This window comes from Actinobacillus vicugnae, assembly GCF_901687125.1.
Taxonomy (GTDB): Bacteria; Pseudomonadota; Gammaproteobacteria; order Enterobacterales; family Pasteurellaceae; genus Actinobacillus; species Actinobacillus vicugnae.
This window is the reverse complement of record NZ_CABFJY010000011.1, coordinates 103,480-118,376: the sequence shown is the minus strand read 5'-3', so window position 1 is coordinate 118,376 and position 14,897 is coordinate 103,480. Positions and strand designations below refer to the sequence as shown.

The 14,897-nt window shown below is 38.3% G+C and carries 14 protein-coding genes; 12 read left to right on the top strand and 2 right to left on the bottom strand.

Annotated elements, in window-relative coordinates:
- Position 1 precedes the first annotated feature (1 nt).
- The 4 genes from F8M47_RS03595 to F8M47_RS12220 are packed head-to-tail and all read left to right on the top strand — an operon-like array spanning position 2 to position 5,078.
- Positions 2–2,044, top strand: coding sequence for a phage tail protein (locus F8M47_RS03595; RefSeq protein ID WP_150538843.1), 2,043 nt, complete (start codon positions 2–4; stop codon positions 2,042–2,044).
- Positions 2,045–2,083: 39 nt separating this feature from the next.
- Positions 2,084–4,051: a sialate O-acetylesterase gene (locus F8M47_RS03590; RefSeq protein WP_150538842.1), complete on the top strand. Its 1,968-nt coding sequence runs from the start codon at positions 2,084–2,086 to the stop codon at positions 4,049–4,051.
- Positions 4,052–4,067: 16 nt separating this feature from the next.
- A complete protein-coding gene (locus F8M47_RS03585; RefSeq protein WP_150538841.1) occupies positions 4,068–4,856 on the top strand; it encodes a hypothetical protein in 789 nt (262 codons plus the stop codon).
- 9 nt (positions 4,857–4,865) lie between these two features.
- On the top strand, positions 4,866–5,078 hold the full coding sequence (locus F8M47_RS12220; RefSeq protein WP_150538840.1) for a hypothetical protein: 213 nt from the start codon (positions 4,866–4,868) through the stop codon (positions 5,076–5,078).
- 271 nt (positions 5,079–5,349) lie between these two features.
- Here F8M47_RS12220 and F8M47_RS03575 read toward each other — a convergent pair whose 3' ends face one another.
- A complete protein-coding gene (locus F8M47_RS03575; protein WP_150538839.1) occupies positions 5,350–5,580 on the bottom strand; it encodes a YceK/YidQ family lipoprotein in 231 nt (76 codons plus the stop codon).
- Between the two features lie 115 nt (positions 5,581–5,695).
- Here F8M47_RS03575 and leuB point away from each other — a divergent pair, with 115 nt between their 5' ends.
- On the top strand, positions 5,696–6,778 hold the full coding sequence (leuB, locus tag F8M47_RS03570) for a 3-isopropylmalate dehydrogenase (RefSeq protein WP_150538838.1): 1,083 nt from the start codon (positions 5,696–5,698) through the stop codon (positions 6,776–6,778).
- Between the two features lie 121 nt (positions 6,779–6,899).
- Here the strand turns inward: leuB and msrB are convergent, their stop codons facing one another.
- Complete coding sequence (msrB, locus tag F8M47_RS03565; protein WP_150538837.1) at positions 6,900–7,295, bottom strand: peptide-methionine (R)-S-oxide reductase MsrB; 396 nt, start codon at positions 7,293–7,295, stop codon at positions 6,900–6,902.
- A gap of 221 nt (positions 7,296–7,516) precedes the next feature.
- Between msrB and gap the strand changes: the two genes are divergently transcribed.
- The 7 genes from gap (at position 7,517) to F8M47_RS03530 (ending at position 14,659) form a co-directional block, all read left to right on the top strand.
- The gene (gene gap / locus F8M47_RS03560) at positions 7,517–8,521 is read left to right on the top strand and encodes a type I glyceraldehyde-3-phosphate dehydrogenase (protein WP_150538836.1); all 1,005 of its coding nucleotides are present in this window, start codon (positions 7,517–7,519) and stop codon (positions 8,519–8,521) included.
- Positions 8,522–8,750: 229 nt separating this feature from the next.
- Complete coding sequence (locus F8M47_RS03555) at positions 8,751–9,803, top strand: rod shape-determining protein (protein WP_150538835.1); 1,053 nt, start codon at positions 8,751–8,753, stop codon at positions 9,801–9,803.
- 104 nt (positions 9,804–9,907) lie between these two features.
- A complete protein-coding gene (mreC, locus tag F8M47_RS03550) occupies positions 9,908–10,960 on the top strand; it encodes a rod shape-determining protein MreC (RefSeq protein ID WP_150538834.1) in 1,053 nt (350 codons plus the stop codon).
- Positions 10,960–11,448 (top strand): rod shape-determining protein MreD, encoded by a 489-nt coding sequence (gene mreD / locus F8M47_RS03545; protein ID WP_150538833.1) that lies wholly within the window; start codon positions 10,960–10,962, stop codon positions 11,446–11,448. Before mreC ends, mreD begins: the two co-directional genes overlap by 1 nt.
- A 10-nt stretch (positions 11,449–11,458) precedes the next feature.
- Complete coding sequence (locus F8M47_RS03540) at positions 11,459–12,799, top strand: replication-associated recombination protein A (RefSeq protein ID WP_150538832.1); 1,341 nt, start codon at positions 11,459–11,461, stop codon at positions 12,797–12,799.
- Positions 12,800–12,880: 81 nt separating this feature from the next.
- A complete protein-coding gene (gene znuB / locus F8M47_RS03535; protein WP_150538831.1) occupies positions 12,881–13,666 on the top strand; it encodes a zinc ABC transporter permease subunit ZnuB in 786 nt (261 codons plus the stop codon).
- Positions 13,667–13,858: 192 nt separating this feature from the next.
- Complete coding sequence (locus F8M47_RS03530; RefSeq protein ID WP_150538830.1) at positions 13,859–14,659, top strand: class II glutamine amidotransferase; 801 nt, start codon at positions 13,859–13,861, stop codon at positions 14,657–14,659.
- Positions 14,660–14,897 lie beyond the last annotated feature (238 nt).

The following is a 14,897-nucleotide window of genomic DNA, read 5'->3' as shown; positions in this document are numbered from 1 at the left end:
TATGCCAGCGGTAATTCCTGTTATTGCAGCTGTTGCTGCGGCATCTATTGCCACTTCGGCGGCTGTTATTGCCGCAATTGGTGTAATAGGTGCTACAACTCTTGGGATGGTTGCTGCTTTTGCTATTACGACGGTAGGCAATAAATTAACACAGGCAAAACCGCCTAGCATACCACAACAAGAACTCAAGCGAACCATAAAAGAATCAGCGTCCGCACGGCGAATTATTTATGGGACAGTGCGTTCAAGTGGAGCATTGATATATGCCTCTGTGTCAGATAAAGAAAATAAATATCTAGACATGATTATCGCATTAGCACACGGCAGGATTCACGAGATTGATTCTATTTTTTGGATTAATGATGATAAGACCGACGATCCTAAATTTGATGGATTGGTATCTATGTATTACCGGAAGGGATATAAAGAGCAATCGGCAATGTTGGGGTTGGTTAATAAGAAAAACGGCGAATGGACGGAAGCACATACGTTAAATGGCGTATCTTATGCCTATGTTAGGCTTAAATATGATCCTGAAATATTCCAAAGTGGAGTGCCAAACATTTCATTCTTAATTAAAGGTCGGCCAGTTTATGATCCTCGTATCCGGCAAATGGTCCACTCTAATAATCCCGCTTTGTGTATTTTGGATTGGTTGCGTGCCAAAGAAGGAAAGGCTGTACCAAATGACTTGATTGATTTTGAGTCATTTATCACAGCTGCGAATATCTGTGATGAGGAAGTGCCAAGTAAGGATGGCAGATATGAACTGAATGGGAAAGCAGGATTTGTGAAGCGATATACTCTTGACGGCGTTATTGATATGTCTGCGGCACCATCGAAAATTATTGAAGAAATGCAGTTATCTTGTCATGGTAATTTAGTATTTTCGCAAGGAAAATACCGGTTTTATGCAGGTGCGTATGATTATCCATCATTAACAATTACTTCAGAAATGTTGCGTGAAGCTCCAACAGTGCGAATGAAACCGAGCCGAAATGAACTTTTTAATATTGTATCAGGTTCGTATATTGATCCTGCTCACAACTGGAATGAAACGGATTTCCCGCCGCAAAGAGATGATAGTTATATAAAACGTTATCAAGGGGAGGAAATTAAGCAAGATATCAAACTACCTTACACAACCAATGGCGCAATAGCTCAGCGTTTAGCGAAAATTAAGTTAGTAAAAGGGAATAATACAATTACAGTAAATTTAAATTGCAATTGGGCTGCACTATCCATCAGATTGTGGGATGTTGTAGAGTTGAATATTCCTGAAATATTTCAAGTTGGCACAACATTTAGAGTCACTGAATTTTCTTTCGCCGAAGGTGGAGGTATTGATTTAACTCTCAGCTCTGAGCGACCGGAGTTTTATTATTGGGATCACAATGAAGATGAAAAATTAATTGAACCGACTAAAAAACCAATATCGGACGATGGTAAGCCCGAACCGGTTAAAAATCTAGTCATCAGCGGGGAACCTAAATATAGCAAGCCTTATTTGTCTATAAAATGGGAGAAACCAGAAAACGAGAGAATCACTTATTATTACAAAGTGATCGTTGAAAGAAGGAATAAGAATAGTACGTCTTATCAGACTTTTCGAAGTTTTAAAACCACAGAAACGGAATTAAGCCAAGAATTAAACTCAGAAGATGTGCCTTATCTATATCGAGTGAAAGTTTCAAAGTATCTAGGGTTTTATAGTTCTGATCAAATCACAAGTGATTTGGTTGAGATCAAGACAATCTCAACTCCGCCAGAACCTCCGACTTATATCAGCGTATCCAACAATGCTGGAGAAGCAGTACTGCGTTGGCGCGCCCCAACTAATCATGATTTTAATCATAATATCATTTATCGGAGCGCAGAGAATGATGCTGAACAAGCAGTGGAGGTAGTAAAAATCAAAGTAGATAAGGGGAGTTATAACTCTCATTCGGATGTTATAGAAAGTACGTCATACTACTGGATATCATCAGTAGATACGGCAGGGAACGAATCAGATAGAATCTTCGCTGGTTCCGTCATTATTTAACACAGGCACTCGAAAGAGTGCTTTTTTATTGGAATTTTTATGGCTATTGCAGAACAACATTTAGTAAACATTGGACGATATGCCAATGATGGAAAAGGTGATTCAGCCCGAGTCGCTTTTGAGAAATTGAATAAGTTAATTATTCAATTAGATAGTAATATTAAAAGCGGGGCTATTGGGTACTTAGATTACTCCTCAATGCAATTGGATCAGAGCAAGCCTGACGGCACAATTGCTCAACTGACTAATGGTGACATTTATATTCGATTAAATGGAGAGTGGGTTAAAGCTATCGATAAAACAGAAGCGCAATCGGCGGAATTTGATAAAAAATTAGCAGATGTTGCGCGGTCAGTGGTCAATGTCAATTTATATGAAAGCCAGATATCTTTAGCTCAGGCGTGGACGGATAACAAAGATAAAATTGCCATTGGCATAACGGAACGAGGGGATTTCTATCAACCATCAGCCGAACAACGTGAGTCAGGTTTTCCTGGATGGGGAGTCACTGATAATCAAGATCGCTTGTTGATAGGGTTCAATACCGCAACGGCGGAATTTGTTGCCTCGGATAAACGAGAAGGGTTTACATCTACCCAGGCATTTGTCCAGACCGACAGTAATTATAAAGTTTCCGAGCAATCATTAATTACAGGTGAAAAATATGTACCTGCTGGCATTGTTTCTGACGCTGGCATCTGCTTTTTACAGAATGGTGATGTATATCTACAAAAAGGTTCCGTTACTACGCAAATTACACAACGTGGTGATGTGGTTGCTTGCGAGATGTCAGGTTCAGCGGTGCGTTATGTTGCTCCACGCCGTGGCTTATTCCTAACATACGAATGGCGTGATGGCGAGACATCACAAGTCTTTGAGCCTTGCGATATTGACGGATACTTCTTAACTGGGCAATCACTTGCTGTAAGCATGAATAATCCAGCAATAAACACTGCCGCAATACCAGAAAATGCCTTTACAATTTCCACCGGTCCTATGTGGCATAAAGAGTGGTCGGAGAATATACGAGGCATTATTAAACTTCAAGAGCGACATTATGAAACAATAATGTCTAATTTTGGTAAGGCGGTGTTAGCGAAAAAAGATAAACCTATTATTGTCTTCGGATCGGGAAAAGGCGGACGTAACTATGCTTCATTGATTAAAGGTGGTGAAAGCGGAGCTTATGAAAAAATAATAACAGCTATGCAGTTTATACAAAATACTCCGTACAAGACAAGTTATAAAGCTATGCTTGTAATTCATGGTGAACAAGATGGTAAAGAGCGAAATACAAGCTACGATAAAAACCTAGCGGATTGGTTAGATAGTTATACAAAAGAAATTCAGACGATCACAGGACAAAATGAAAAGCCGGTCATGCTGATGTGTCAGACTGCAGGTGCCGCTAATTATTATCCTAATTTATCAGAGCGTCATTTATATACAACGCCATTTTTACAACTTAAATCAAGTGCCGAACATCCGCGTATTTTCGCAGTAACGCCTAAATATATGTTTAACTGTACAGATGGCATTCATATCGACGGCAAGTCTGCTGATATTCTTGGTGACTATTACGCAAAGGTAAAACATTTAGTAGTAGATAAAGGGGAGGATTGGTTAGGTTTACGTCCAGTCAAATGTCAAAAGACAGATGCAAGGACGATAGAGATTACATTTAATGTGCCAAATCCGCCGTTAGTATTTGACACATTAAACGTAACAGATCCAGGCAATTACGGCTTCTATCTTTATAACGGAAATGGAGTCACTATTTCTAAAGTGGTACTTGATGAAGTCAATAATAAGGTCATTATCACAACAAGTGATGATATCCCTAATGGGGCATCTATTACTTATGCGTTTGATAATGGAGTTGGTGGCAATTCAGGGCCGACAAAAGGAGCTAGAGGCTGTTTACGTGATAGCTGTTCAGACCTATCTACCGATGGGGCGTGGACGTTGCATAATTGGTGCTTTGCCTTCGAAGAAAAAATTATATAACAACTGGAGATATAACATGGGACATATCATTAGACTTAACACAGTTTTTTCAAATAAAAACTTACCAGCTATTGTAGATCGGGACACTGAATCTTTAGAATCTATTATTCTAAATCATCCAAACTTACAAGGTTTTTGGGATTTTTCCGATCTTAGAACATTAACACTTGTTGGTTCTAGCATTACAAAAGTGACAGACAAATCAAAGAATAAAATCTCTCTAGTTGCGCCAGCGGATACCGCACCAGAATTAGATTCTCTGACATTAAAAAATATGGCTTCCGGCTATTTTAATGGTAATAAATTCATGACGTCGGAAGACATTGTTTTTAAAAGCAATTGGAAAGAAAACACGATCGTGATTTTCGCTCAAAAACCAATTGTGACTCAAAATCCAGAAAATACAATTTTGGTATCTCGTAAAAAAACATCATCATACGCAGTATATGTGGATAATAAATCAATTGCTCTTAATGCCGGTAGAGCTAGAATTATCGGTGATAACGCTATTACTGGAAAACCGTTAAATATCATTGCATCGACAGTATTTGAAACAAACGAATCACATTTACGAACCCCAAATGCGTATAATGCAAATGCTAGACCTGCTTTAACTGCCGCCGATGATCATTTATTTGTTGGTCGTTGGTGGGATGATTACGATCCAAAAACAGCATCGCATTGGAATGGTTATATTGGCCATGTGATGATTTTTGATAAAAATCTCGAAAAAGAACCTATTTTTATGGATATGTTGTTTGAATATGGACGCCGTAAATATGGCACTCCATTATGGGATAAGTAAAACAAAGAATTGCATCAGGGGCTGAAATATGCCTCTAAAAATATCAATGCATGCCACTATCAACACGATCGTGATTACGGCGTAAACGTAAAAGTCAGTAGAGCGGAAGCAGATCGGCGATTGCGTGAATGTTTGATTTCACAATGTCGCACTGTTTTTGCGTGGTGTGTGTGGTTGGCGGTAAGATGTTTTGGGTGGCATTTTTGGCGGGAGAAATTATAGAACGTGACAAAAACGTGACGTAATATCTACAAATTGATGTAAAAAGGTGCTAATTGTCACAGATATTTTAGATAGGTTATCTCTGTAAGCTATTGATTTTAAATAAGTTTGTTTTTATTACTGTAATTGAACCAACGGACTCATAATCGCTTGGTCACTGGTTCAAGTCCGGTAGGGGGGACCATAATTATCTTCACTTCAACTACTTATATTTCTCTTTTTATAATTTTCTATTTAGCTACTTTGTAACGATTATTTCTATAAAGCTATTTTATTGACTGAGTGTTACAGGCAGCATTAGTGTATCTAGCACAAAGCTAAGCGGTAAATCAATAACGGCTGGAATGCTTAATATTCCGCCATTTTGGATTGCGTGGAAATCTTTGGTTACGCCTGCATACACAGAATAATCGCCTTCAGCTAGGCTGATAATTGTGCCACAAGCGGTCAAATTTTGGCTAAAAATTGCAATGAGTAGCAGTTTTAAAAATCTGATTTTCATATTGTTCCTCTAATTGCTGATTATTCTAGCTCAAATTTCATAAATTCCCACCCGATAAGCTCAATTTTAAGGTAGAATATTTGGGTCTATTTTCATAACAATAAGAGGATTTTATATGCAAACTTACAATATTGCGGTGTTAGCAGGAGACGGTATCGGCCCTGAAATTATGGCTCAGGCGATCAAGGTGCTTGAAGCAACTCAGCAAAAATTTGGTTTTAAGTTAAATTTTAATCACTTTAACATTGGCGGTGCTGCCATTGATGCGCAAGGTAAAGCATTACCAGAAAATACATTAAAGGGTTGTGAAGACGCAGATGCGATTCTTTTTGGTTCGGTGGGTGGGCCTAAATGGGTAAATTTACCGCCAGATGAACAACCTGAACGTGGCTCATTATTACCATTACGTAAACATTTCAAATTATTCTGTAACCTACGTCCAGCAACGTTATATCAAGGTTTAGAAAAATTCTGCCCATTACGTGCAGACATTGCGGTTAAAGGGTTTGATATGGTTGTGGTTCGTGAATTAACGGGTGGTATTTATTTCGGACAGCCGAAAGGTCGTGAGGGCGAAGGCGCGCAAACTAAAGCATTCGATACTGAAGTTTATTATAAATATGAAATTGAGCGTATTGCTCGTGTTGCTTTTGAGTCGGCTATGAAACGTAATAAAAAAGTAACTTCTATTGATAAAGCAAACGTACTACAAAGCTCAATTTTATGGCGTGAAACGGTAAGCGAAATTGCAAAAGAATACCCAGAAGTCACGCTTGAACATATGTATATTGATAATGCAACAATGCAACTAATCAAAGCACCAGAAACCTTTGATATTTTATTATGTTCAAATATTTTCGGCGATATTATTTCAGACGAAGCCGCAATGATTACTGGCTCAATGGGAATGTTACCATCGGCAAGTTTAAATGAAGATGGCTTTGGCTTATATGAACCTGCGGGTGGTTCTGCGCCTGATATTGCAGGCAAAAATATTGCGAACCCAATTGCGCAAATTTTATCAGCTGCAATGATGTTACGTTATAGCTTCAATTTAAATGAGGCGGCGGATGCAATTGAAGCAGCAATTCAAAAAGCACTAGCGGATGGCTATCGCACAAGTGATTTAGCGGATGAAAACACTCCTGTTTCAACCAGTGAAATGGGCGATATTATTGCGAAAAATATTTTGGTGTAAAGCGGATTATTTCGGATAAACAAACGGTCGAATTTAAAGGGCGTTTTGCAAATTCTCCCTAAAATTCGACCGCTTGTTTTTATGATTAGAAAGAGAAAAGATGTTTAATTTATAAAATTAATTAACCATCAATTTCTTCGCCTGTTTCATCCCATTTAAAGTTGAGTGCAATGGAGTTTAGGCAGAAACGTAATCCTGTTGGTGGTGGTCCGTCGTTAAATACGTGTCCCATATGCGAATCACAATTTCCACAGCGGATTTCTGTACGGTGGCGACCTAAACTGTAGTCGTCTAAATAGCGTAAAGCATCGTCTGAAATTGTCTCGTAAAAGCTTGGCCAGCCACAGCCCGCATCAAATTTGGTATCTGAACGGAATAATGCGTTATGGCAACGTGCACAGCGGTAGGTGCCAATACGTTCTTCATTTAAAAATTTACCTGTAAATGGCATTTCAGTGCCATGATTAATTAGGATTTCTATTTGCTCTTCCGTTAATTCATCAATGTCTTTAATCATATTCACTCCTAAGCTAGAAATTTTCCTCCAATTCTACCGTTTTTTTACTACTTTAGCGTTACAAATTTTAAAAATTTGACATAGATCACAAAAAAATTATCTGTTATATTTGTTTCAGTTCTTTTAGTTGTAACTCATACTGGAGTATGTGCTATAATCTTGGTACTTCTCAAGCATTAGAAGAACAATTTTGTTTAACTTTAATATAGGTAGAAAAATCTATGGCAATTAAAATTGGTATTAACGGCTTCGGTCGTATCGGTCGTATCGTTTTCCGTGCAGCTCAACTTCGTGATGATATCGAAGTTGTAGGTATCAACGACTTAATCGACGTTGACTATATGGCATATATGTTAAAATACGATTCAACTCACGGCCGTTTCAACGGTACTGTTGAAGTTAAAGATGGTCAATTAGTTGTTAATGGTAAAACAATCCGTGTAACAGCTGAGCGTGATCCTGCTAACTTAAAATGGGACGAAATCGGTGTTGATATCGCAGTTGAAGCAACAGGTTTATTCTTAGATGACGCTACAGCTCGTAAGCACATCACAGCTGGTGCGAAAAAAGTTGTATTAACTGGTCCATCTAAAGATGCAACTCCTATGTTCGTTAACGGTGTAAACTTCGATGCGTATGCAGGTCAAGATATCGTTTCTAACGCTTCTTGTACAACTAACTGCTTAGCACCATTAGCTAAAGTAATCCACAATAAATTTGGTATCAAAGAAGGTTTAATGACTACAGTTCACGCAACAACTGCGACACAAAAAACTGTAGACGGTCCATCAGCTAAAGACTGGCGTGGTGGTCGTGGTGCTTCACAAAACATCATTCCTTCATCAACAGGTGCAGCGAAAGCAGTAGGTAAAGTATTACCAGCATTAAACGGTAAATTAACTGGTATGGCGTTCCGTGTTCCAACAGCAAATGTTTCTGTTGTTGACTTAACAGTTAACTTAGAAAAACCAGCTACATACGAAGAAATCTGTGCAGAAATTAAACGTGCTTCAGAAAACGAAATGAAAGGCGTTTTAGGCTACACAGAAGATGCAGTTGTATCTACAGACTTTAACGGTGCAGTGGAAACATCTGTATTTGATGCAGCAGCAGGTATCGCATTAACAGATACTTTCGTTAAATTAGTTTCTTGGTATGATAACGAAACTGGTTATTCAAACAAAGTATTAGACTTAGTAGCTCACGTTTATAACTACAAAGGCTAATCTTAGTTAGATTAATTTCGCAAACGCCACCCTCTTTTAGGGTGGCGTTTTGTTTTTAGTCTTTTTAGTTTTACAAACAGCTAAAAAATTAGTCAGTTTTGCTATTCACTAAAATTAGTCGTTGAAGTCCAGTAGGCTTTTTTGCTATATTTACAAATATTTTTGCTCTTTTATGAGCATTATTTTTTATTTTTGCAAAATCACCAAATTCATTAATGGATCACTCTATATGTTTAAAAAATTTCTAGGATTATTTTCTAATGATCTTTCTATCGACCTCGGAACCGCGAATACCTTAGTTTATGTAAAAGGTCAAGGTATTGTGCTTGATGAACCTTCTGTGGTAGCAGTGCGTCAAGATCGCATTGGCTCATTAAAAAGTATTGCAGCAGTAGGTACAGGTGCGAAATTGATGTTAGGTCGCACACCAAAAAGCATTACAGCGATCCGCCCAATGAAAGACGGAGTGATTGCAGACTTTTTTGTGACAGAAAAAATGTTACAACATTTTATTAAGCAGGTGCATAGCAATAACTTTATGCGTCCTAGTCCTCGCGTATTAGTTTGTGTACCAGCAGGTGCAACACAAGTTGAACGTAGAGCAATTAAAGAATCAGCAATTGGCGCTGGCGCTCGTGAAGTTTATTTAATTGAAGAACCAATGGCAGCAGCAATTGGTGCTGGTTTACCAGTACATGAAGCAACGGGTTCAATGGTCATTGATATTGGTGGCGGTACTACAGAAGTTGCAGTATTGTCATTAAATGGTATTGTATTCTCAACATCTGTGCGTATTGGTGGCGATAAGTTAGATGAAGCTATTGTTGCTTATGTACGTCGTCACTTTGGTTCAGCAATCGGTGAAGCAACGGCTGAGCGTATTAAAAAAGAAATTGCAATGGCGATCATTCGTGGTGAAGATGAAATTCGTACGATGGAAGTTCATGGTCATAATCTTGCTGAAGGTGCGCCTCGTACTTTCGAATTAGATTCAAAGCACGTTTTAGAAGCAATCGAACAACCGTTAAATGGTATTGTTGAAGCCGTTAAATCTGTGTTAGAGCAATGCCCACCAGAATTAGCAGCAGATATTTTTGAGCGCGGCATGGTACTAACGGGTGGTGGTGCATTATTACAAAACCTTGATGTATTACTTTCTGATGCAACAGGTGTAACGGTAATCGTTGCAGAAGATCCATTAACTTGTGTGGCTCGTGGTGGCGGTAAAGCGCTTGATATGATCGATATGCACGGTGGTGATGTATTTAGTAGCGATGAGTAAAGCCACTCTTAATTGATATGGACAATTACAATGGATAATGGCAGGAGATGCTCATTATCCATTGTTCATTATCACTCACCTTAATTTCATTTAAAAAATTAACAATGAAACCAATTTTTGCTAAAGCCTCTTCACTAGGTACTCGCCTATTTCTCGCAATTATTATCTCTATCGCGTTAATTGCTTTTGATGGACGCAGTAGTGCGCTAATCCAATTCCGAAACATGCTTGAAACAGCGATTGGCGGTTTATATTACCTTTCGAATACTCCCCGTTCTGTGCTTGATGGTGTAAGCAATAACTTTATCGATAACAATAAATTACTATTAGAAAATCGAGCACTGAAAGAGCAATTACGTGAAAAAAATGCAGATCTTTTATTATTAGATCAGTTGAAAGTTGAGAATCAGCGTTTACGTCTATTGTTAAGTTCACCTCTTCGTCAAGATGAATACAAAAAAATTACAGAAGTGCTGACTGCAGAAATGGATGCTTATCGCCAACAAGTAATTATCAATCGAGGTAAACATGACGGTGCATTTGTAGGACAACCAATCATTGATGAACGAGGGGTAGTTGGGCAAGTTATCTCTGTCGGCGAAAATAGTAGCCGAGTATTATTGATTACCGATGTTACTCATGCAGTGCCAGTGCAGGTATTGCGTAATGATGTCCGCGGCATTGCGAATGGAACAGGGCATAATGATGAATTATTTATTGATAATTTGCCTCGTTCAGTAGATGTAGTAAAAGGCGATGTGTTGGTTACTTCTGGACTGGGTGGTCGTTTTCCTGAAGGTTATCCTGTAGCGATTGTTGAAGCGGTTAAAAATGATACACAAAGCCAATTTGCGCGTATTGTTGCTCGCCCATTAGCTTCTTTTGATCGTTTACGTTATTTATTGCTGTTGTGGCCTACTAGTGAAGAATTACGTAAAGCTCAGAGTCTTTCGCCACAACAAGTACGTGAAGTAGTTGAAGAGCGCCGTAATAGTATGAATCCGCTGGATTTATTGAAGAAAAATAAGAAAGAGCAGATTCGTGACGATCAGCCAAAAGAAGACAGCTTAGATAATAGTGAGGAGCCTGTGAATCCAGCATCTCAACCCGAAGTTGATAACGATGAAAACCACCATACAGAGCAAGGAGCTGAATAATGCGAGCGAATCCAATTTTTCAGATTTTGGTATTAATCTCAATTTTTATGGCAGCTTTTGTGCTAGAAATTATGCCTTGGCCGATTGGTTTTCAGGGGTTAAGACCAAATTGGGTCGTGTTGGTGCTGATTTACTGGGCGCTAGCCTTACCGAATAAAATAAGTGTTGGGACAGCATTTGTTGTTGGTATTATTTGGGATCTTGTATTGGGTTCTATTTTAGGCATTCATGCGCTAGTGTTATCGATAGCGATTTATTTTGTCGCAAAATACCACTTAATATTGCGTAATCTCTCATTATGGTTGCAGTCGATTTTGGTGATGCTGTATATAATTGCTATTCATTTTTTAATTTATTTTGTCGAATTTGTATTGCATAGCGCGGAGTTTAATTCACAAGAAATTTTAGGTGCAATTATTAGCGGTATTTTATGGCCATGGATCTTCTTACTAATGCGCCATATTCGTCGTCAATTGAGACTCCGTTAAGGAGCAAATCATGAGTAGTTTATCTTTTGATTTTTCTGAAGACTTTCGTCCATTACCTGCCAGAATGCGTCCGCATACTCTGGCGGAATATGTCGGACAATCTCATCTCATTGGAGAGGGCAAACCTCTACGCCGTGCGATTGAGGCAGGGTATTCTCATTCTATGATCTTCTGGGGACCTCCTGGTACAGGTAAAACAACCTTAGCAGAAATTATTGCACATCATTTTGATGCTGAAGTTGAGCGTCTTTCAGCAGTTACAAGTGGTGTGAAAGAAATCCGAGAAGCGATCGAGCGCGCAAAGCTAAACCGTCAAACAGGACGTCGCACCTTATTATTTGTTGATGAGGTTCATCGTTTTAATAAAAGCCAACAAGATGCATTTTTACCGTATATCGAAGATGGCACAATTATTTTTATTGGTGCGACAACAGAAAATCCATCCTTTGAGCTAAATAATGCATTGCTTTCTCGAGCCAGAATCTACATTTTAAAGCCATTACAAGCGGTCGAAATTCGCCAAATTTTACAAAATGCGTTATCAGATAAAGAAAGAGGTTTAGGTAATGAAAGTTTCGTATTAGAAGATGAAGTTTTAAGTTTATTAGCGGATTATGTAAATGGTGATGGGCGTTATGCGTTGAATTGTTTAGAACTTATGTCTGATATGGCAGAGCAAGGTGCACAGGGCAAAATTTTAAATAAAGCATTACTTACCGAGGTGTTGGGCGAACGCCAAGCTCGTTTTGATAAAGGAGGGGATCGCTTTTACGATCTTATTTCCGCATTACATAAATCAGTAAGAGGTTCTTCACCAGATGGCGCTTTGTATTGGTATGCCAGAATTCTGACAGCAGGTGGTGACCCGTTATATGTTGCTCGTCGTTTGTTGGCAATTGCTTCAGAAGATATTGGTAATGCTGATCCAAGAGCAATGCAAATTGCGTTGAATGCATGGGATTGCTATACCAGAGTTGGCGCTTACGAAGGTGAAAGAGCCATTGCTCAAGCGGTTATTTATTTAGCAGTAGCGCCAAAAAGTAATGCGGTCTATAACGCATTTAATCAAGCGAAAAAATTAGCGAAAGAGGCGAAAGATTATGATGTGCCAGAGCATTTACGTAATGCGCCAACGCAATTAATGAAATCGTTAGGATATGGTGCAGAGTATCGTTATGCTCATCATGAGCCAAATGCTTATGCGGCGGGTGAAAATTATTTTCCAATTGAATTGCAAGATACGCAATTTTATCAGCCAACAGACAGAGGCATGGAAAAACAGATAAAAGAAAAGCTGTTATGGTTGAGGGAGCAAGATCAGGCAAGTCGCCAGCAACGCTACAAGCGGTAAAATTTTCGTTTTTTTTGGCAGATTTTCAGCAAAATCTGACCGCTTGTTTCCTTTAATAAATAGATTTAACGAAGAGGAAAAATGTTTGATATTTTATTTCCTGCATGGCTTGCAGGTTTATTGTTAGCCGTAATTACTGCGCCATTGGGGGCTTTTGTGGTATGGCGAAAAATGGCATATTTTGGCGATACTTTGGCGCATTCGGCACTATTAGGTGTTGCGTTGGGGATTTTTCTACAGGTAGATCCCTATATTGCAGTGATTGTGATGACGTTAATTTTAGCGTTATTGCTAGTTTGGTTAGAACATCGCACGGCTTATTCGTTAGATACAGTGTTAGGTATTATTGCGCATTGTAGTTTATCGCTTGGTGTGATTACGATTAGCTTGCTGGATAATGTGCGAGTTGATTTGATGTCTTATCTATTTGGTGATCTGTTAGCGATTGATTTTGATGATGTGATTTTTATCGGAATCGGTTCGGTATTGATAGCCTCAGTATTATGCTATTTTTGGAAAAAACTGTTGTCGATTACGATAAGTCCTGAATTAGCACAAATTGAAGGCTTGAATGTGGCGCGCTTACGCTTATTGCTAATGATTTTGACTGCGCTCACGATTGCGTTAAGTATGAAATTTGTGGGTGCATTGATTATTACCTCTCTCTTAATTATTCCCTCTGCCATTGCGAGGCGTTTTGCCAAAACACCCGAAGCAATGGTGGGCTATGCCATCGTATTTAGTGTACTTTCAATCACGGGAGGATTATTACTCTCAGGCTGGAAAGATACGCCAGCAGGGCCTTCTGTCGTGATTTGCGCAGGTATATTATTCCTATTGTCTCTTACTAAAAAAGAAGCAAACTAATGATGTTGCAATTAATAGTGCGCATTTCATTTTTTATAGCGAAATGAATATAAAATAGCATGATAAGCTATAATATTTTTGATCTTACCCTATTGAATTATTTTAAAGATTTGTGAAAATAGTTAGCCTTCGACCGACTGTCAGTCGGTCTTTCTTTTTCCTTTATTTTAATCCTAACGAAGAATAAAAATTATGTGTCAATTACTTGGAATGAATTGCAATACACCAACAGATATTACTTTCTCCTTTGAAGGCTTCCGTCGCCGTGCAGGGCTAACTGATCACCATACAGATGGCTTTGGTATTGCTTTTTTTGAAGGCAAAGGTGTGAGAATTTTTCGAGATAACCGCCCTGGTGCCTCTTCACCAATGGCGGATTTGGTTAGCGAATATCGAATCAAATCTTATAACGTGATTTCACATATTCGAAAAGCGACAAGAGGCGATATTAATTTAGAAAATACCCATCCATTTATTCGTGAATTATGGGGCGAAAACTGGGTTTTTGCGCATAATGGCACGGTAGAAGATGTTCGCCCTTGCCCAGATTGTCATTATCAACCAATTGGAACTACTGATTCAGAAGCAGCTTTCTGCTGTCTTGTTTCTCGTTTAAAAGAAAAATATCCAGCAAAGCCATCAGCACAAAAAATTTTTGATGCTGTTGTAGAGATTACCTCAGATATTGCTACCCATGGCGTATTTAATTTTATTTTATCTAATGGACATTGGATGATTGCTCGTTGTTCAACGAACTTATTCTACGTAACACGTAAGGCTCCATTTAGTAAAGCATTGCGTGATGATGATGTGGAAATTGATTTCAGTAAATATACAACACCAAATGATAAAGTTACCATTATTGCAACACAGCCATTAACGAAAAATGAAAAGTGGATAAAAATGAAAAATGGCGGTTATGTGATGTTTAAAGATGGAGATTTATTCAATGAGATTGAAGGTACATTACCTGATAATCAGTCTCATATTTAAGATAAAATATTATGAATATATTTTTACTGCGTAAATTTTATATTGATATGACAAAGATTTACGTTGTGAGAATTGAACGAAAATAGTGAGAAAAGTAAAGTTTTTGCTACTAAATTATTTTATAAATCATCAACAAAAATTATAAAAGTGATTGATTTGCTATTTTAATGAACGAGTGTTTAGTAGAATAATTGCTTTTTTATAAAATAAGTTTACAATACAAGTCCTAAAGTCCTTC